Source organism: Streptomyces sp. H39-C1, assembly GCF_027158125.1.
In the GTDB taxonomy this organism is placed as follows: Bacteria; Actinomycetota; Actinomycetes; order Streptomycetales; family Streptomycetaceae; genus Actinacidiphila; species Actinacidiphila fildesensis.
Map to the genome: position 1 here is coordinate 45,983 of NZ_JAPVLS010000036.1, position 16,646 is coordinate 62,628.

Here is a 16,646-nt window from a genome sequence, read left to right on the forward strand (position 1 = left end):
TGTCGGCGCCGGAGAACCGGTCGCCGGTCAGGACCGGTGCCGTGGCGGCCTGGGGAAGAAACCGCTGGTACGAGCGGTGTACTCGGCGAATCCCGGGCGGCGCTCCATATGCCGTTCCAGCATCGGCTTACCGCTCCCGCGAAGCAGCAGAAAGCTCATGACCAGCGGCGACACCAGAGTGACGACCACCAGCGGGGTCGAGCAGGCGAGCAGGAACAGCCCCCACCAGACGCAGAAGTCACCGAAGTAGTTGGGGTGCCGGGTCCAGCTCCACAGCCCCCGGTCCATGATCGCGCCGCGGTGCGCCGGATCCCGCTTGAAGCGGGCGAGCTGGAAGTCGCCGACGGACTCGAAGAAGAACCCCACCAGCCACAGCGCCACCCCGGCCGACGCGAACCCGTTGAGCGCGCCGGGCACGTACATGGCGAACTGGACGGGAAGCGACACCACCCACACCAGGACCGCCTGCAGCAGGTAGACCATGCGCAGCGCGTAGAGGTTCCGGCTGCCGGGCGCGCGCGACAGCAGCCGGTCGTAGCGCGGATCCTCGCCGTGGCCCCAGCCGCGCAGGCCGATGTGCACGGACAGCCGCAGTCCCCATGCCGCCGTCGCGATCAGGACCAACAGCCGCCGGCCCTCGTCGCCGTGGCCCGCGGACAGTGCGTACGACACCGCCGCCACCCCGGCGAAGGCCGTTCCCCAGGCCACGTCCACGACCCGGTGCAGGCCCTTCGCCGCGCCGGCGGCGAAGGCTGCGAGGAGCACCGCCAGGGCCGCGCCGGCCGAGGCCGCGAGACAGGTGGCGAAGTCGCCCCACGGAAAATCGTTCACAGGGTGCCCGCCGCGCCGCGCACCAGCAGCAGCTGGCGCACATCCAGGTAACCGGATCGGAATCCGGCCTCGGAGTAGGCCAGGTAGAAGGTCCACATCCGGCGGAAGGTCTCGTCGAACCCCAGCTCCGCCACCTCCGCGGCCCGCTCGGTGAAGCGCTCGCGCCACAGCTCCAGCGTCCGGGCGTAGTGCGGCCCGAACCCGGTGTCCTCCGCGATCCGCAACCCCGTGTGGCGGGCCAGGACCTGCTCGACGGCGGTCACCGACGGCAGCAGGCCGCCGGGGAAGATGTACTTCTGGATCCAGGTGAAGGTGCGCCTGGAGGCCAGCAGCCGGTCGTGCGGCATGGTGATGGCCTGCAGGGCGATCCGTCCGCCGGGCGCCAGGAACCGCTCCAGCGCACGGAAGTACACCGGCCAGAACTCCTCGCCGACCGCCTCGACCATCTCCACACTGACCACGGCGTCGTACGCACCGCGGATCTGCCGGTAGTCCCGCAGCAGCACCGTCACCCGGTCCTCATACCCAGCCTCGCGGATCCGCAGCCGGGCCAGCTCGCGCTGCTCCCGCGACAGGGTCACCGTCACCACCTCCGCGCCGCGTTCCGCGGCCCGCAGCGCCAGCTCGCCCCAGCCGGTGCCGATCTCCAGCAGCCGGGTGCCGGGCCGCACGGCGGCGAGGTCCAGCAGCCGGTCGATCTTGCGGTGCTGGGCGACGGTCAGCGGCTCGGCCCCGGTGGGGGAGCGGACGTCGGCGGGCTCGCCGTCCGGCGGGAACAGAGCCGCCGAATACGTCATCGACTCGTCCAGGAAGAGCGAGAACAGGTCGTTCGACAGGTCGTAGTGGCGGCTGATGTTGCCACGCGCCCCCACGACCGTGTTGCGCTGGGCCGACGGCTGCCGCAGTGCCCACGCGCCGCGCAGCCGCTGCAGCGGAGCCGGGACGAGCGACCCGACCTGCGAGGCGAGCACGGTCAGCACCCCCACCAGGTCGTCGGAGTCCCATTCGCCCGCCATGTACGACTCGCCGAAGCCGACGAGTCCCGACGTGGCGATCCGGGCGAAGAAGGCGTCGGGCCGGTGCACCCGCAGCAGCGGGGCGTCCGGGTCCGCCGACCCGGCCGGTGCGCGGCCCGGCAGAGCGAGACGCAGCGGCAGACGGGCCACGGCCCGCCGCACCAGGTGCTCGGCGACGGCCGCGCGGACCGGAGCGCCGGGTACCCGGACGACGTCCGGCCAGAGTTCCGGGTTCACCGGCAGGCCGCGGGCCAGGGGCTGACGGGACTCCGGCGGACCGGCCGCCGACGGACGGGAAAGGACCGGACGGGAGAGGATCGGACGGGAAACGGGGGCAGTCACTGCACACCCTCCTGGGGTCGGTGCGGGGGACGGGGCCGCACGGGCAGGCCGCGCAGGTACAACAGGACGCCGTGCATCCGGATGAGCGCGGACACGGTGGCCGTCGACCACGGGTGCCGCACGGTGGTCCGCAGCAGGCCCGCGGTGGTCGCGGGGCGCCGTTCGCCCCGCAGCGTCGCGGTGAACGGCCGGGTGCCGGCCCGCTCCAGATGGACCGTCAGAGCGAGTCGCGCGCCGGGTTCCGGCAGCTGCATGCGGTACTCGCCGTCCACCGGGAAGAACGGCGAGACGTAGAAGTCCTTCGCGGTACCGGCCCGGCCCGCGGTGTCCGGGCGCAGCAGGTAGCAGTGCCGTTCGCCGTAGGTGTTGTGCACCTCGGCGACGACACAGGCCGTCGAACCGTCGGAGCGGTGGCACCAGTAGACGGTCAGCGGGTTGAAGACATGGCCGAACACCCGGGCCGCGGTGAGCATCAGCACCCGCCCGCCGGGCGGCTCCACCCCTTCCGCCGCGAGGAAGCGGTCGAGTCCCGCGCGGATGTCCGGTGCCGTGCCGCCGAAGTGGTCACGGGCCTCGAAACGGGCCAGCGGGCGCAGCGGGCGCGGCAGCCGGGGCAGCGCGTCCAGGTCCACCAGCCAGAGATACGTACGGTGCCGGAAGGAGTACCGCAGCGGGGCGGTGCGCACGTGCGACACCACGCACTCGTACAGCGCCGCGGTCACCACCGGACCCCCAGCGCCGCGGCCGCCGCGACTCCCGAGCGGCAGCCGTCCTCGTGGAATCCCCAGCCGTGGTAGGCCCCGGCGAAGGTGGTGACCGAGCCGTTGAGCTCCGGAAGCCGCCGCTGGGCGGCGACCGAGCGGGTGGTGAAGACCGGGTGCGCGTAGTCCATGCGGTCCAGGACCCGGGCCGGGTCGACGAGCCGCTCGCCCCCCAGGGTCACGACGTACTCCTGCGGGGTGTCGAGCCGCTGCAGCCGCGTCATGTCGTAGCTCACCAGGACCCGGTCGGGGGTGGCGCCGCACGAGGGCAGCAGATAGTTCCAGCAGCCGCGGGCGCTGCTCGCCCGGGGCAGCACGGAGGCGTCGGTGTGCAGCAGCGCCGGATTGCGGGAGTAGGAGAACGCGCCCAGCACCTCGGACTCCGCGGGCGTCGGGTCGGCGAGCAGCCGCAGCGCCTGATCGGGGTGGACGGCGACGACCACGGCGTCCGCGGTGTGCTCGGCGCCGTCGCCGGTCCACAGCCGCACGCCGCCGGGACGGCGGGTGAGCGCGTGCACCGGGGCCGACGTGTGCACCGTGGTGACCTGCTTGGCGATCCGCCGGACGTATTCGTGCGAGCCGCCGGTGACGGTCCGCCAGGCCGGCGCCCCGGTCACCGAGAGCATCCCGTGGTTGTCCAGGAAGCGGAAGAGATAACGGGCGGGATAGCCGGCGGCCTGCTCCGCGCCGCAGGACCACACCGCGGAGACCAGCGGCGTCATGAAGTGCGAGACGAAGTACGGCGGGAAGCGCCGTTCGGCGAGGAACTCGCCGAGGGTCGGCTCCGGTCCGTCCGCAGGCCGTGCCAGCAGTTCGCGGGCCGCCCGGTGGAAGCGCGGCACCTGTGCGAGCAGCCGCAGATAGCGGACGTTCGCCGCGTTGCCGGGGCGCGCGAACAGCCCCGCCGCGCCGCGGGCTCCGGCGTACTCCAGACCGCAGCCGTCGCAGCGCACCGACATGCTCATGTCGGTCTCCTGGGTGGCCACGCCGAGTTCGGCGAAGAGCCGCGTCAACAGCGGGTACGTACGGCGGTTGTGCACGATGAAACCGGTGTCGACGGCGAACGCCCGGCCGCCGTCAGCGGCCACGACGTCGTGGGTGTCGGCGTGGCCGCCGAGCCGGGCGTCCGCCTCGAACAGCAGGACATCGTGCGTCCCGCGCAGGACGTATGCGGCCGTGAGTCCTGCGATCCCGCTCCCGATGATCGCGACCCGACGTCGTTCCGTCATCACAGTCCGCCCTCCTCACGCCCGCATGTCCTGTGAGGTATTCGGAGCGGCGGCCGGTGCGGATTGGTGGATCTACAGCAGATCGAGAATCTTCCGCAGACCGTCCGGCCGCTCATCGGCCGGCAGATGGTCGACGAGGTGCACCGGGGAGCCCAGCGCGGCGGCGCCCGTGTCGGCCCGCCGGTCGTCGCCCACCATCGCGACCTGCGCGGGAGGCAGTCCCAGCGCCTCACAGGCGATCGTGAACAGCCGGGGGTCCGGCTTCTGGATGCTGTGTTCGAAACTCAGCACATACGCGTCGACGAACGCGTCGAGTCCGTGGGCGCGGAAGACCGGCCGCAGGTCCCAGCCGATGTTGCTCACCACGGCCACGGCGGTCCCGCGCCCGCGCAGTTCCCCCAGCACCTCGGCGGCGTCGGGGTAGGGCGTCCAGGCCACCGGCGTCATGTGGCGGTCGTACAGGGCGTCGTAGACGTCCCACGGCAGCTCCGCCTGCCGGGCCATGCCGGTGAACGCGGCCCGGTGCTGTTCCGCGCTGCGGTCCCGCTCCTGCCAGACCTCCCGCAGCGCTTCGGGCACCGCGCTCGGATGCGCGCCGCCGGGCAGCGCCCCGGCCCGCTCCAGCCGCTCCGCGTACCGCGCGGCCTGTCCGGCGGGAACGTCGTGCCCGGCCGCGGTGAGGACCGCGTCCAGCCAGCGCCCGGCCGGTTCGATTCTCATCAAGGTCCCGGAGAAGTCGAACATGCATCCCTTGATCACCATGGCGCCATTCTCCGGAACGGGCCGGGGAAGGAGCCGTCAGGGGCCCGGAAGGAGCGATTCCGGTCGGCTACGCGAGAGCGCTGAGCCCCGGAACGAACGCGATCAGGAGCGGAACGGCCGGGACGAGGAGCGCGGTCGCGGTCAGCCCGGCCCGGCGTACCGGAGCCAGCCGCGGCGCCGGGTCCAGCAGCCGGTGCACCCGGCGCGGCAGTTCGGCGAGCGGGGTCGGGCAGGGGCCGAACACCCCGCGGTCCTCGTTGAGCTCGACCAGGGCCAGTGCCGTGGTGAGCCGGCCGAAGCGGCGGGAGGCGGTGTCGTCGGCGGACAGCTCGATCAGCCGGTGCACCTGGTCGCGGAACCCGGCGAAGACCGGGACCTGCGGGAAGCCGGAGGCCAGCGCGCCCGCGCAGTGCAGCAGCACATCGTGCCGGGCACGGACGTGGCCCTGTTCATGGGCGAGCACGGCGTCGAGCTGACGGCCCTTGAGCCGGCGCAGCGCGGCCGTGGTGACGACCAGCTGCGGCTGCGCGCCCGACAGCCACCAGGCGTCGGGCCGGTCACCCTCCAGCACCACCAGCCGGTCACCGGCCGGCGGCTCCTCGCCGGGCAGCCGGGGGGAGCGGACGAGCAGGTCGGCACGCCGCTGACGGCGCCGGGCCCGCGCCCCGCGCACCTCGCGGGTGAGCATCGCGGCGGTCCACACACCACCGCAGGCCAGCAGGACCGCCAGCGATCCGGCCCAGCGCCCGTAGCCGGGCAGACCGTACGCGTCCACGACACCGTGCGGGGCGAAACCGAACAGGTGCCAGCGGACCGCGGCCGAAGCGGCGGCGGCGCTGAGCGCCATCGCCAGGACGCAGCACAGCAGGACGGCGGCGACGACGCACTGCCAGACCCACAGGGCCAGCACGGGTTCGCGCTCCGGCCAGGCGGCACGGGACAGCAGGCGCGGCGTCATCGCCGCCGCCAGTGCGCCGACCACCAGCAGCACGAACGGGACCGTCATGCCGCTCACCCTAGGAGGCCCCGGGAGCCCCGGGTACGGTCCGCCGTCCGAAGTGATGCACGCCTCACCCCGTCCCGCCCCGCCTCGCCCGCCGGCCGGTGCCCGGCCGGCGCGGGACTCGGCCGGGCGTACGAGCCTTCGTCGCTATGGGTGACGTGGGGCGGCAGCCGGTCGCGTCGTCCGACGCACCGGAAACGCACGACTACGGTGCGTCATGCGGGCCGATCATCGGAACGGCTCGCCCTCGATTTGCCCACGACCCTGTCCGCGACGACCTCATCGAACTGGAGGCGTGGTGTGCCGTATCGGTGCCCTGCTCGCCGTCCTCGCTCTTTCCTTCGTCACGTTCCTCGGGGGTGCGTCCACCGCTCAGGCCGATTCGGCTCCTGAGGGGCAGCCCGTGGCGTTCAGCCTGCCCGCCTCGCTCGACCTGCACGACGGCACCGTCCAGAAGTTCAACGGCACCTACTACGCGTACGGAACCGCGTACGCCTGCGGGTTCCACTGGCAGGTGGCCAACACCCCTTGGTGCGGCTTCAAGGTGTCCACCGCTCCGTCGCTCCTGGGACCCTGGTCCACTCCCCAGCTGCTGTTCGGCCCGAACGACATCGATCCGTACACCGGGCAGACCTGGCAGGTGGAGTGCGGCGGCACCGGCGCGGGCTGTTTCAACGCGCGGATGATCCAGCGCAGCGGCTGGGGCGCCGGCGACGGGGCGTGGATCCTGTGGTTCAACTCCCCGGCGGACTTCAACCGTGACCGGTCCAACGCCTACAACGCGATGGGCTGCAACGGCCCGGCCGGCCCCTGCGGTCCCACCGCCGGTGCGCCGAACGGCTCGTACACCAAGCCCAGCCTGAAGTTCTGTACCGGTAACGGGGACATGGGCTTCATCGACTCCGTCACGCCGGGTGCCGCGCCCGCTCTGGTGTGCACGATGCCCGGTGCGCTGTCCCTGTCCATCGAGGAGCTCAACGCCGCGGGCGTCGGCGGTTCCGGATCGGGCGGGGTGACCGTCGCCGGACTGAAGAACATCGAGAGCCCGGGCGGCTGGTACGACCGGGCCAGCGGGCAGTACTTCCTCACCTACTCGGACCCGGGCTGCGGTTACTGCACGGGCACCGGTACCGGCTACGCCACCACCACGAACCTGTACGGGACCTGGGTCGCGCCCCCCAACCTCGGGTTCGGCCAGCCCGCGAACGGCCGCCGCCTCATCTCCGCCAACAGCTGTGGCGGACAGTCCCGCACGGTGTCGGTCGTCGACGGGCAGGCCTGGCAGGGCATCGACCTGTGGACCGGCGACCGGAACCAGACCGGCGCGCGGATGATGTTCGTGCCGCTCAACTCCAGCCCGGCCTCCGGCACCCCGGGTGACGGCCAGGTCTGGCGGCCGCCGCTCGCCCTCGCCTGCTGACGCCGTCCGGGGCGGCCGGCACCCCGGGTCACAGCGTCAGCAGCATCGCGAACATCCCCAGCGCCATGGAGACCCGGCAGGCCGCCAGCTCCGGCGCGATCGCCACCCCGGCCGGCGGACCGCCGGCCGGGGCGACGGCCGCCACCGTCACCAGCCGGGCCCCGGCGGCCAGGACGTATCCGGCGAAGTACACCAGCAGGGCCCCCGTCAGCAGCGGAGCGCCCGCCGGGGCGTGCCCGGCGTGGCCGCCGGCCGGGGCGGCGGTGCCCATGGCGGCCGCCATGTAGACCATCGCGGCGGCGCCCAGGGCGTGGTGCAGATGGTGGCCAGGCCGCCGGGCGAGCAGCAGGGCCCGGACCGCCGCCGCCGCGAAGACCAGCGCGAGCAGCAGCGACCCCCAGGGCCGGGGGTCGAGTACGGACAGGGGCACGGCCATCACCGCCATGCCGGCCCCCATCAGGGCCTCGTGCCGTGCGGCGTGCCGCAGCAGGCACGAGAGCCCCGTCGCGGCGCTGAGTACGACCAGCAGCCACCCCACCAGCGGTGGTCCGTGCATGACCGGCCTCCCGTTCGCGGCGTTCCCGCCCACCGGCCGCCCCGCGTCCCCGGGCGACGGCGGTCCGCTGGAGAGCTGCCCAGGCACGAGGGCGCACACTCACGCGCACGGACGTACTCGGGGGGCGCGATGAAGGACTCGAGGAGCGGGAGCTCAGGCCCTGGCGCGCTGGGTGACCGCCACGCAGACCAGGACGGCGAGCGCCGCGAGCGGGGTGGCGGCGTCAAGGTGCTCGCCGAGCAGCGCCGCGGACCACACCAGCGTCAGCAGCGGCTGCGCGAGCTGGAGCTGGCTGGCGCGCGCGACGCCGATGGCGGCCATGCCCCGGTACCAGACCATGAGGCCGAGGACCTGGGAGACGGCCGCGAGATACGCCAGCCCCAGCAGCGCCTGGCCGCCGAAGTGCACCGGCTCGAAGGCCAGCGCGACGAGCGAGCCGGCCAGGGTGAACGGGAGCATCGCGATCAGCGCCCACGAGATGACCCGCAGTCCCGGCATCACCCTGGCCAGCCGGCCGCCCTCGGCGTAGCCCGCCGCGCACACCGCGAGCGCGCCGAAGAGGTAGAGGTCGCCGGTGGTCGGCGCCCCGCCGCTCTGCGCGAGGGTGAACACCGTGACGGCGCCGGCCCCCGCGACCGCGGCGGCCCAGAAGGTGCGCGACGGACGGTTCCCCTCCCGGGCCGCGGCCACGATGGCGGTGGCCAGCGGCAGCGCGCCGATGACGACGGCGGCGTGCGACGTGTCGGTGGTCGTCAGCGCCAGCGTGGTGAGCAGCGGGAAGCCCACGACCACCCCGAGGCCGACGACCAGCAGTCCCGGCCAGTGCTCCCGGGCGGGAAGGGGCGCCCGCCCGGCGACCAGGCAGACACCCGCGATGACGGCGGCGAGCACACCGCGCACGGCGACGGTGGTCCACGGCCCGAAGCCGCCGAGCGCCCAGTGGGTCGCGGGGAAGGTGAAGGAGAAGACCGCGACGCCGAGCCCGGCGAGGGCGGTGCCGTTCACCGCTATCGGCCGCAGTGCGGTAGCGCTATTATGTGCTGTCATGAACGACGGTAGCAGTTCGCATTCCCTGGCGGATTCGCTGCGAGGAGAGCTGAAGCGCTTCTCTCCCGGAGCGAAACTGCCGTCGAGCCGCTCCCTCGTCGACCGGTTCGGCGTCAGCCCCGTGACGGTGTCCCGGGCGCTGGCCGCGCTCGCCGCTGAGGGGCTGGTGGAGACCCGGCCCGGCTCGGGCACCTACCGGTCGCAGCCGGCGGCGCACCCCGCCGGCCCCGTCGACACCTCCTGGCAGCAGGTCGCCCTGACCGCCGGGGACCAGCACGGCGAGCCCGCCCCCCGCGTCGTCGACGCCTCCGGGGTGCTCGCCACGCTCGCCGCCCCGCCGCCCGGTGTGATCCCGCTCAACGGCGGCTATCTGCACCCGGATCTCCAGCCGCAGCAGGCCCTCGGCGCCGCGCTCGCCCGCGCGGCCCGCCGGCCCGGGGCGTGGGACCGGCCGCCGGTGGAGGGGCTGACGGCGCTGCGCACCTGGTTCGCGCGCGAGGCCGGCGTCGGACCCGCCCAGGTGCTGATCACGGCGGGCGGCCAGGCCGCGCTCACCACCGCGCTGCGCGCGCTCGCCCCGCCCGGCTCCGCGCTGCTCGTCGAGTCCCCGACGTACCCCGGAGTGCTCGCGGTGGCCCGGGCGGCCGGACTGCGGCCGGTCCCGGTGCCGACCGACGCCGACGGCGTACGCCCGGACCTGCTCGCCGACGCCTTCGACGCCACGGGCGCACGGGTGTTCTTCTGCCAGCCGCTCTTCCAGAACCCGACGGGCACCGTTCTCGCCCCGGCGCGGCGGGCGCAGATCACCGGGATCGCCCGCGCGGCCGGGGCGTTCGTCATCGAGGACGACTTCGCCCGGCGGCTGGGCCACGGCGGCCCGCTGCCCGCGCCGCTGGTCGCCGACGACCCGCACGGCACCGTCGTCCATGTCACGTCGCTGACCAAGCCGACCTCGCCCAGCCTGCGGGTCGGCGCGCTCATCGCGCGTGGCCCGGTCGTGGAACGGCTGCGCGCCATCCAGGTCGTCGACAGCTTCTTCGTCCCCCGCCCCCTGCAGGAGGCGACCCTGGAACTGGTCGGCGCACCCGCCTGGCCGCGCCATCTGCGGGCCGTCGCGACGGGGCTGCGCGAGCGCCGCGACGCGATGCTGGCGGCGCTGCGGCGCGACCTGCCGGACCTCGTCCCCGACCGGGTCCCGAGCGGCGGCTACCAGCTGCGACTGCCCGACGGCACCGACGAGACGGAGCTGTGCACTGCGGCCCTGCGCGCCTCGGTCGCGGTCGCGGCCGGGCGCGCCTACTTCGCCGCCGAGGCCCCGGCGCCGTACATCCGCGTCAGCTTCGCCGACACCAGCGGCACGGAGGAGATCGACGAGGGGATCCGGCGGCTCGCGGCCGCCTTCACGGAGGTCAGGGCCGGTATCTGATCGGGTGGTCGGCCGGCACCTCCACCACGACGATCTCCAGCCCGTCGGGATCCGCGATCCACATCTCGACCAGCCCCCAGGGCTCCTTCACCGGCGGCCGCAGCACGGTCACCCCGCGACCGGCCAGTTCGGCGTGCGCCGCCGTGACGTCCGGGACCTGCAGCCAGATGCGCAGCGCCGCACTCATCGGCGCCCCGGAGCGCCCGGAGACCTCCAGATAGCCGCCGCCGAGAAAGAACACCGTGCCGCGCTCAGGACCGCTGCCGAACTCCCGGTAGATCGCCAGCCCGAGATCGTCACGGTAGAAGGCCCGGGATCGTTCCAGGTCGGTCGGCTGCAACAGGATCCGGCTGCTCACCACATTCACCATGCGGTGAAGCTACCCGGCCCCGGCGCCCCGGATGTGCTCCCGGGTAGCCTCGGCCCCATGGACATCAGCGAGCGCACCGCGCAGCCGACCTTCCGCACGGCCACGCCGGCCGATGTTCCCGCCGTCGTGACTCTCGTCGAGTCGGCGTACCGGGGGGACTCGAGCCGGGTCGGGTGGACGACCGAGGCGGACATCCTGCAGGGACAGCGGACGGACCCCGAGGGTGTCGTCGAGGTGATCGAGAAGGCGGGCAGCCGGCTCGTCCTGGTGGAGCGCGCGGGAGAGCTGATCGCGTGCTGCCACATCGAACGCCGCGGGGACAACGCGTACTTCGGGATGTTCGCGGTCCGGCCCACGGCCCAGGCCGGAGGTCTCGGGAAGACCGTCCTCGCGGAGGCCGAGCGCTACGCCGCGACCGAGTGGGACGCGGCGCAGATGCACATGACGGTGATCACGGCGCGCGCCGACCTCATCGCCTGGTACGAGCGCCGCGGCTACACCCGCACCGGCGAGACGCACGCCTTCCCCTACGGGGACGAGCGCTTCGGGGTGCCGCAGCGTGACGACCTCGAGTTCGAACTGCTGGTGAAGGACCTCAAGGACCTCAAGGCCGCGGCCACCGGCTGACCCGTTACAGCCGCCCGGCCTCCGCGAAGCGCCGCAGGAAGCGCTGAGTGCGCTCCTGCTCCGGTGCCCCGAACACCTGCTTCGGGGTGCCGCGCTCCAGCACCACCCCGGCGTCGAGGAAGCAGACCTGGTCGGCGACCTCGCGGGCGAAGCCCATCTCGTGCGTGGCGATCACCATCGTCATGCCCTGGTCCTTGAGATCGCGGACGACGCCCAGCACCTCGCCGACCAGCTCCGGGTCGAGCGCCGCGGTGATCTCGTCGAGGAGCAGCAGCCGCGGCTGCCCGGCCAGCGCCCGGACGATCGCGACGCGCTGCTGCTGGCCGCCGCTGAGCCGGTCCGGGTACTCGCCGGCCTTGTCGCCGAGGCCGAGCCGGGCGAGCAGTTCACGGGCCCGCTCGGCCGCCTCGGCGCGCGCGACCTTGTGCACCCGGCGCGGCGCGAGGGTGATGTTGTCGAGCACGGTCATGTGCGGGAACAGGTTGTACGCCTGGAAGACGACCCCGATCCGGCGGCGCACCGTGTCCGGGTCGACCCGCGGGTCGGTGATGTCCTCGCCGTCCAGGAAGATCGCCCCGTCGTCGATGTCCTCCAGCAGGTTGGCGCAGCGCAGCAGCGTCGACTTGCCGGAGCCGGAGGCGCCGATCAGCGCGGTGACGGTGTGCGGGGGCACGCTGAGATCGATGTCGCGGAGCACCACCGTGGAGCCGAACGTCTTGCGTACGGACTCCAGCCGCAGCACGGGTGTCGTGCTCGTGCCGTCACTCATACGGTTCCTCCCTGCGACTGGCGGCGGTTCATCCGGGCGGTGATCCAGTCGGTGAAGCGCGTCATCGGGATGGTGAGCGCGACGAAGATCAGGCCGGCGACGACGTACGAGGTGTAGTTGAAGGTCTTGCCCGCGTAGATCTGCGCGGCGTACACCGCGTCGACCGCGCCGGCGATCGACACCAGACCGGTGTCCTTCTGCAGCGAGACCAGGTCGTTCAGCAGCGGGGGCACGACCCGCCGGACGGCCTGCGGCAGCACCACGTGGCGCATGGTCTGCGCGCTGCTCAGCCCCAGCGAGCGGGCGGCGGCGCGCTGGCTGGGGTGGACGGTGTCGATCCCGGCCCGGAAGACCTCGGCGACGTACGCCGAGTAGGTGAGGACCAGGGCCGTGCCGCCCAGCACCACCGGGTCGGTGGTGACGCCCTGCAGCCGCAGCGCGGGGACGCCGAAGACCACGCCGAGCAGGCAGATGATCAGCGGCAGACCGCGGAAGAAGTCGACATAGGCGGTGGCGAGCGCCCGCAGCGGGAAGAACACCGGCCCGCGCAGGGTGCGGGTGACGGCGAGCAGCAGCCCGAGGACCAGGACGACAGCTCCGCACACCACCATCAGCTGGAGGTTGAGCCAGAGCCCGTCGAGGATCTTCGGCAGTGACGCGCGCGCGTCGTGCGCGTTGAAGAAGGTCTCGCGGGTGCGCTGCCAGCCGGGGGAGCTGACGACGAGCCCGATGAGCAACCCGGCGGTGGCGAGCGTGCTGACGGCACCGATGATCACCGCGCGGCGGGTGCGGGCGCGCCGGAAGCGCTCCCGTTCGATCCGCCGCTCGGACGGCCGGTAGGTGTCCGGCCGGACGTCCTCCAGCGTCACTTCAGCACCGGCGCGTCGACGGCCTCGGACAGCCACTGCTTCTCCAGCCCGGCCAGCGTGCCGTCCTTGCGCAGCGCGTCGACAGCCTTGCTGACGCACGCCGTGAGCTTGCTGCCCTTGTCCAGGACGAGGCCGAACTGCTCCTTCTGGGCGCCGCCGGTCTCGAACTGCCCGACGACCTTGGCCTCCGGCACCTCGGCGCCGGTGATGTAGAACGCGGTGGGCAGATCGACGACGATGCCGTCCACCTGACCGTTCTTCAGCGCGCTCTTGGCGAGGTCGTTCTTCTGGTAGACGGCGGGTGCCTGGGTCGGCTTGATGACGTCGTTGAGCACGTCCAGGCTGGTGGTGCCGACCTGGGCGCCGAGCTTGGCGCCCTTGAGGTCGGCGATCGACCTCGCGTTCGCGATCTTCGAGGTCTTGAGCGCGATGACGGCCTGGCGCACGTCGTAGTAGCCGGACGAGAAGTCGACGGCCTTCTTGCGGTCGTCGCTGATCGAGACCTGGTTGATGTCGAAGTCGAAGGTCTTCGCGCCGGGCGCGAAGGCGTTGTTGAAGGCGACGGTCTGCCAGACGACATCGGCCTGGGCATAGCCGAGCTGCTTGGCGACGGCGTAGGTGACGGCCGACTCGAAGCCCTTGCCGTTGGCGGGCTTGTCGTCGGTGAACCACGGGTTGTACGCGGGCGTGTCCGTGCCCACGGTCAGCTTGCCCGCGGTGCGGGTGGACAGACCGGCCGGGGCACAGCTCGCGGCGGACGTTCCCGAGGGCGCGGCGGTGCTGCCCGCGGAGTCGTCCTCCTGGGGCGCGCAGCCGGTGGCGGCGAGGGTGAGCAGGGCGGCCGCGGCGATGGCGGCGAGGCGCGGGGACAGCAGGTTCGCGGAACGCATGGCCGGACATTGACATCGGCCGGGGGAATCTGTCCAGGCCGCGGGAGCATACGTCCGAATGCCGGACGTTTGTGTCCGGGGTGTTGCCCCGCGCCTCGCCAGGAGGCCTACCTGTCAGGCCCGTCCGGCGATCTGCGGCATCGCCCGACCGTCGATGGACGGCAGGTCGGTCACGATGCCGTCCAGCCCGAGTGCGTGCGCCAGGTCCAGCTCCTGCGGAGTGTTCACCGTCCACGCGATCACGGCGAGCCCGGCGTCCCGGCAGCGGCGGACCACGTCGAGGCTGAGCTGCGGCAGTTCCAGACTGACCATCCGGGCACCCACGGCCCGCGCGCGTGCCACCAGGTCCCGGCCGAGCTCGCTGGCGACCAGCACGCGGTGCGACTCCGGCAGCAGTTCGTGGATCTCGCGCAGCGCCTCGTCGTGGAAGGACAGCACGCTCACCCGGCCCACCTCGTCGCGGTCGCGCAGCACCTTCGCGAGCACCCGGGCGGCGGCCACGTCCTTGATCTCGGCCTGGATCGGTCCGGTGACCGCGTCCAGCACCTCTTCGAGGACGGGCACCCGTTCGCCCTGCCCCGCGTCCAGCTCGCGCAGCTCGTCGAGGGTGAGGTCGCCGATCCGGCCGGTGCCGTCCGTGGTGCGGTCCACCTCCGCGTCATGCATGACGACGAGCGCGCCGTCCTTGCTCAGGTGCAGATCGAGCTCGATCTGGTCCAGCCCCTCGCGCTCGGCGCGGGCGAAGGAACGCAGGGTGTTCTCGGGCTCCACGCCCATGACACCCCGGTGACCGACGGTGAGGAAGTTCATGGCCGACATCCTAGGGACGGGCGGTGACGGCAGGTGGAACGTGGTGTGACGGCGCGGAGTGCGAGGAGCGGACACCCGCCGTGCCGAGGACGAATCCGGTGATCAGGGCGGCGACGAGGACAGCGCGGGTACTCATGACCCCTCTCCTACCGCCGCCGGACCCCGGCCTGCCGGTTCCGTCACTCGTGTGAGGGCGTGCCGCCCGCCGGGCTGCCACCGGGCCGCCGGGATCCGGCGCGGGGATCGCGCGCGCCGGGAAGCTGGGCGAGACTGGAACGAAGTCGCTTTACGGTCATAAGGGAGCAATGTTCCGAAGGTCGGCCGCCCCATCATGACGCAACTAACAGAACTCATCGCGAGAACGGCGCATGACAGGAAAATGACCGGTCTTGTGGGGGGTCGCACAGGATAATCTGCTCCGACCCCCCTTGAACGGAGGAAGCTCGTATAGATACGCTTCCTTGGCGGATCAAGCGCGTTTCTTCTGTGAAGGAGGGGTCATGAGTGAAAATCTTTCGGCTGTAGTGGCTGACGGGGCCGGGATATCCGGCGAGGGCATCGCCTCGCATCCGGCGTGGGCCGTACTGAAGCAAGCCGTGGAAGCCATCAGGCCCTGGCAGCAGAAGGACGGCTCGATCGACTTCTCCGCCGAGGTCGTCCCGTCGCTGGCCGATGTGGAGCGCACCTTGGAGCGCGTCATCGACGCGATCGAGCAGCTCTCCCCGCTGGTGCCGCACGACACGGCGTACCACCAGGCGCTCGTCACCGACCTGCGCCGCTGGGCCGACGGCGGCTTCGGCGTCCCGGACTTCCTGGACTCGCTGCTGGCCTTCCAGCCCGCCGCCGACCGGCGCGACGGCCTGCAGCACCTGGTCGTCTTCCCGATGTACACGCAGAACGGCAACCCGGACCGCAACCTGGAAGCCGTCGCCCTGCGCGTCGTGTGGCCCGACTGGCTCGCCGAGCTGGAGCGGACCCGCTACGACAACCCGCTGTTCGTGCCGATCACGTTCCAGGACTTCACGCCCGGCTACGACACCAACTCCGCGGTGCTCTTCCCGGAGACCGTGGCCGTCCGCCAGGCGCCCGAGCGCTGGACCTGGGGCGGCATCTTCTGCGACCGCGAGGCCGCCCGCTTCCGGGCCGTGACCGCCGCCGCCGTGGACACCCTCGGCCTGGAACTGCCCGGTGAGGCCGCGCGGCTCATCGAGGACCAGGAGCTCTCCCAGCAGACGTTCGTGCTGTGGGACATGATCCACGACCGCACCCACAGCCACGGCGACCTGCCGTTCGACCCCTTCATGATCAAGCAGCGGGCGCCGTTCTGGATGTACGGCCTCGAAGAGCTGCGCTGTGACCTCACGACCTTCAAGGAGGCCGTGAAGCTGCAGGCCGAGGGCCACCCGATGGGCCTGGGCGTGCAGTACGCGATCCTCTTCGACCGCCTCTTCCGCTTCCCCGTCACCGGCGAGCGGGTCCGCAACTACGACGGCCTGGGCGGCCAGCTGCTCTTCTCCTACCTGCACAAGCACGACGCCGTACGCTGGACGGACAACACCCTGCACATCGACTGGGAGCTGGCTCCCAAGGTCACCAACCAGCTCTGCGCCGACATCGAGAAGCTGTACCGCGACGGCATCGACCGCCCGAAGCTCGTGCACTGGTTCGCCGCGTACGACCTGGTCGCGACGTACCTCTCGCCCCACCCGGGATCGGTGTGGGCCAAGGGCCCGGACGCCCTCGACCTGTCGCTGCCGCCGCGCAAGCTCGTGGACGAGGTGCTCGTCGACGAGTTCCCGCTGAGCATGTTCTATGAGGCACTCGCGAAGAAGCTGCGCGACGTGATCGCCTCGACCAAGGGGATCACCGCGAGCGGCGTCGTACGGACGGCGGCGTGAGCGACGCGGCCGAGGAGGCG

General features: G+C 72.5%; 18 protein-coding genes. 4 read left to right on the forward strand and 14 right to left on the reverse strand.

Annotated elements, in window-relative coordinates:
- Nucleotides 1-27: 27 nt before the first annotated feature.
- The 6 genes from O3W51_RS23510 to O3W51_RS23535 all read right to left on the reverse strand — a co-directional run bounded on the left by O3W51_RS23510 (nt 28) and on the right by O3W51_RS23535 (nt 5,947).
- Entirely contained in the window at nt 28-831 is an 804-nt protein-coding gene (locus tag O3W51_RS23510; protein WP_138353892.1) for a DUF1295 domain-containing protein, read from the reverse strand.
- Complete coding sequence (locus tag O3W51_RS23515) at nt 828-2,165, reverse strand: SAM-dependent methyltransferase (protein WP_138353929.1); 1,338 nt, start codon at nt 2,163-2,165, stop codon at nt 828-830. Before O3W51_RS23515 ends, O3W51_RS23510 begins: the two co-directional genes overlap by 4 nt.
- A gap of 20 nt (nt 2,166-2,185) precedes the next feature.
- Nucleotides 2,186-2,911 (reverse strand): DUF1365 domain-containing protein, encoded by a 726-nt coding sequence (locus O3W51_RS23520; protein WP_164294255.1) that lies wholly within the window; start codon nt 2,909-2,911, stop codon nt 2,186-2,188.
- Nucleotides 2,908-4,182 carry an NAD(P)/FAD-dependent oxidoreductase gene (locus O3W51_RS23525; RefSeq protein ID WP_269287301.1) on the reverse strand — a complete coding sequence of 425 codons (1,275 nt, stop codon included), beginning with the start codon at nt 4,180-4,182 and terminating at the stop codon, nt 2,908-2,910. Before O3W51_RS23525 ends, O3W51_RS23520 begins: the two co-directional genes overlap by 4 nt.
- A 69-nt stretch (nt 4,183-4,251) precedes the next feature.
- A complete protein-coding gene (locus O3W51_RS23530) occupies nt 4,252-4,941 on the reverse strand; it encodes an HAD family hydrolase (RefSeq protein ID WP_269287302.1) in 690 nt (229 codons plus the stop codon).
- 67 nt (nt 4,942-5,008) lie between these two features.
- A complete protein-coding gene (locus O3W51_RS23535; protein WP_269287303.1) occupies nt 5,009-5,947 on the reverse strand; it encodes a M56 family metallopeptidase in 939 nt (312 codons plus the stop codon).
- A 295-nt stretch (nt 5,948-6,242) separates the two neighbouring features.
- Between O3W51_RS23535 and O3W51_RS23540 the strand changes: the two genes are divergently transcribed.
- On the forward strand, nt 6,243-7,364 hold the full coding sequence (locus O3W51_RS23540; RefSeq protein WP_138353887.1) for a hypothetical protein: 1,122 nt from the start codon (nt 6,243-6,245) through the stop codon (nt 7,362-7,364).
- A 28-nt stretch (nt 7,365-7,392) separates the two neighbouring features.
- On the opposite strand, the gene O3W51_RS23545 is transcribed toward O3W51_RS23540, so the two are convergent.
- Together O3W51_RS23545 and O3W51_RS23550 are read right to left on the reverse strand one after the other, a co-directional pair.
- Nucleotides 7,393-7,920 (reverse strand): DUF5134 domain-containing protein, encoded by a 528-nt coding sequence (locus O3W51_RS23545; protein WP_138353886.1) that lies wholly within the window; start codon nt 7,918-7,920, stop codon nt 7,393-7,395.
- 153 nt (nt 7,921-8,073) lie between these two features.
- Complete coding sequence (locus O3W51_RS23550; RefSeq protein ID WP_138353885.1) at nt 8,074-8,967, reverse strand: DMT family transporter; 894 nt, start codon at nt 8,965-8,967, stop codon at nt 8,074-8,076.
- On the opposite strand from O3W51_RS23550, the gene O3W51_RS23555 reads away from it, so the two are divergent.
- Entirely contained in the window at nt 8,966-10,393 is a 1,428-nt protein-coding gene (locus tag O3W51_RS23555; RefSeq protein ID WP_269287305.1) for an aminotransferase-like domain-containing protein, read from the forward strand. The two genes, O3W51_RS23550 and O3W51_RS23555, sit on opposite strands and share 2 nt — an antisense overlap.
- On the opposite strand, the gene O3W51_RS23560 is transcribed toward O3W51_RS23555, so the two are convergent.
- Nucleotides 10,377-10,763 (reverse strand): VOC family protein, encoded by a 387-nt coding sequence (locus O3W51_RS23560; protein WP_138353883.1) that lies wholly within the window; start codon nt 10,761-10,763, stop codon nt 10,377-10,379. The two genes, O3W51_RS23555 and O3W51_RS23560, sit on opposite strands and share 17 nt — an antisense overlap.
- 57 nt (nt 10,764-10,820) lie before the next feature.
- Here O3W51_RS23560 and O3W51_RS23565 point away from each other — a divergent pair, with 57 nt between their 5' ends.
- A complete protein-coding gene (locus O3W51_RS23565) occupies nt 10,821-11,390 on the forward strand; it encodes a GNAT family N-acetyltransferase (RefSeq protein ID WP_138353882.1) in 570 nt (189 codons plus the stop codon).
- 4 nt (nt 11,391-11,394) lie between these two features.
- Here O3W51_RS23565 and O3W51_RS23570 read toward each other — a convergent pair whose 3' ends face one another.
- From O3W51_RS23570 to O3W51_RS23590, 5 genes are all read right to left on the reverse strand, one after another.
- Nucleotides 11,395-12,159: an amino acid ABC transporter ATP-binding protein gene (locus tag O3W51_RS23570; RefSeq protein WP_138353881.1), complete on the reverse strand. Its 765-nt coding sequence runs from the start codon at nt 12,157-12,159 to the stop codon at nt 11,395-11,397.
- Nucleotides 12,156-13,028 (reverse strand): amino acid ABC transporter permease, encoded by an 873-nt coding sequence (locus O3W51_RS23575; protein WP_244809080.1) that lies wholly within the window; start codon nt 13,026-13,028, stop codon nt 12,156-12,158. The genes O3W51_RS23570 and O3W51_RS23575 overlap by 4 nt, the downstream gene beginning before the upstream one ends.
- Nucleotides 13,025-13,918, reverse strand: coding sequence for an ABC transporter substrate-binding protein (locus O3W51_RS23580; RefSeq protein ID WP_138353879.1), 894 nt, complete (start codon nt 13,916-13,918; stop codon nt 13,025-13,027). Before O3W51_RS23580 ends, O3W51_RS23575 begins: the two co-directional genes overlap by 4 nt.
- Before the next feature lie 114 nt (nt 13,919-14,032).
- Nucleotides 14,033-14,728, reverse strand: a complete 696-nt coding sequence (locus O3W51_RS23585; protein WP_138353878.1) for a glycerophosphodiester phosphodiesterase — start codon at nt 14,726-14,728, stop codon at nt 14,033-14,035.
- Between the two features lie 10 nt (nt 14,729-14,738).
- Nucleotides 14,739-14,864 (reverse strand): hypothetical protein, encoded by a 126-nt coding sequence (locus tag O3W51_RS23590; protein WP_269287308.1) that lies wholly within the window; start codon nt 14,862-14,864, stop codon nt 14,739-14,741.
- Between the two features lie 364 nt (nt 14,865-15,228).
- On the opposite strand from O3W51_RS23590, the gene O3W51_RS23595 reads away from it, so the two are divergent.
- Nucleotides 15,229-16,626 carry a DUF6421 family protein gene (locus O3W51_RS23595; protein WP_138353877.1) on the forward strand — a complete coding sequence of 466 codons (1,398 nt, stop codon included), beginning with the start codon at nt 15,229-15,231 and terminating at the stop codon, nt 16,624-16,626.
- The last annotated feature ends 20 nt before the right edge of the window (nt 16,627-16,646 follow it).

Coding starts and splice junctions, on each gene's coding strand:
- O3W51_RS23530 (WP_269287302.1), bottom strand. CDS start 4,941: ATGGTGATCAAGGGATGCATGTTCGACTTCTCCGGGACCTTGATGAGA.
- O3W51_RS23535 (WP_269287303.1), bottom strand. CDS start 5,947: ATGACGGTCCCGTTCGTGCTGCTGGTGGTCGGCGCACTGGCGGCGGCG.
- O3W51_RS23545 (WP_138353886.1), bottom strand. CDS start 7,920: ATGCACGGACCACCGCTGGTGGGGTGGCTGCTGGTCGTACTCAGCGCC.
- O3W51_RS23555 (WP_269287305.1), top strand. CDS start 8,966: ATGAACGACGGTAGCAGTTCGCATTCCCTGGCGGATTCGCTGCGAGGA.
- O3W51_RS23550 (WP_138353885.1), bottom strand. CDS start 8,967: ATGACAGCACATAATAGCGCTACCGCACTGCGGCCGATAGCGGTGAAC.
- O3W51_RS23560 (WP_138353883.1), bottom strand. CDS start 10,763: ATGGTGAATGTGGTGAGCAGCCGGATCCTGTTGCAGCCGACCGACCTG.
- O3W51_RS23565 (WP_138353882.1), top strand. CDS start 10,821: ATGGACATCAGCGAGCGCACCGCGCAGCCGACCTTCCGCACGGCCACG.
- O3W51_RS23570 (WP_138353881.1), bottom strand. CDS start 12,159: ATGAGTGACGGCACGAGCACGACACCCGTGCTGCGGCTGGAGTCCGTA.
- O3W51_RS23580 (WP_138353879.1), bottom strand. CDS start 13,918: ATGCGTTCCGCGAACCTGCTGTCCCCGCGCCTCGCCGCCATCGCCGCG.
- O3W51_RS23585 (WP_138353878.1), bottom strand. CDS start 14,728: ATGAACTTCCTCACCGTCGGTCACCGGGGTGTCATGGGCGTGGAGCCC.
- O3W51_RS23590 (WP_269287308.1), bottom strand. CDS start 14,864: ATGAGTACCCGCGCTGTCCTCGTCGCCGCCCTGATCACCGGATTCGTC.
- O3W51_RS23595 (WP_138353877.1), top strand. CDS start 15,229: ATGAGTGAAAATCTTTCGGCTGTAGTGGCTGACGGGGCCGGGATATCC.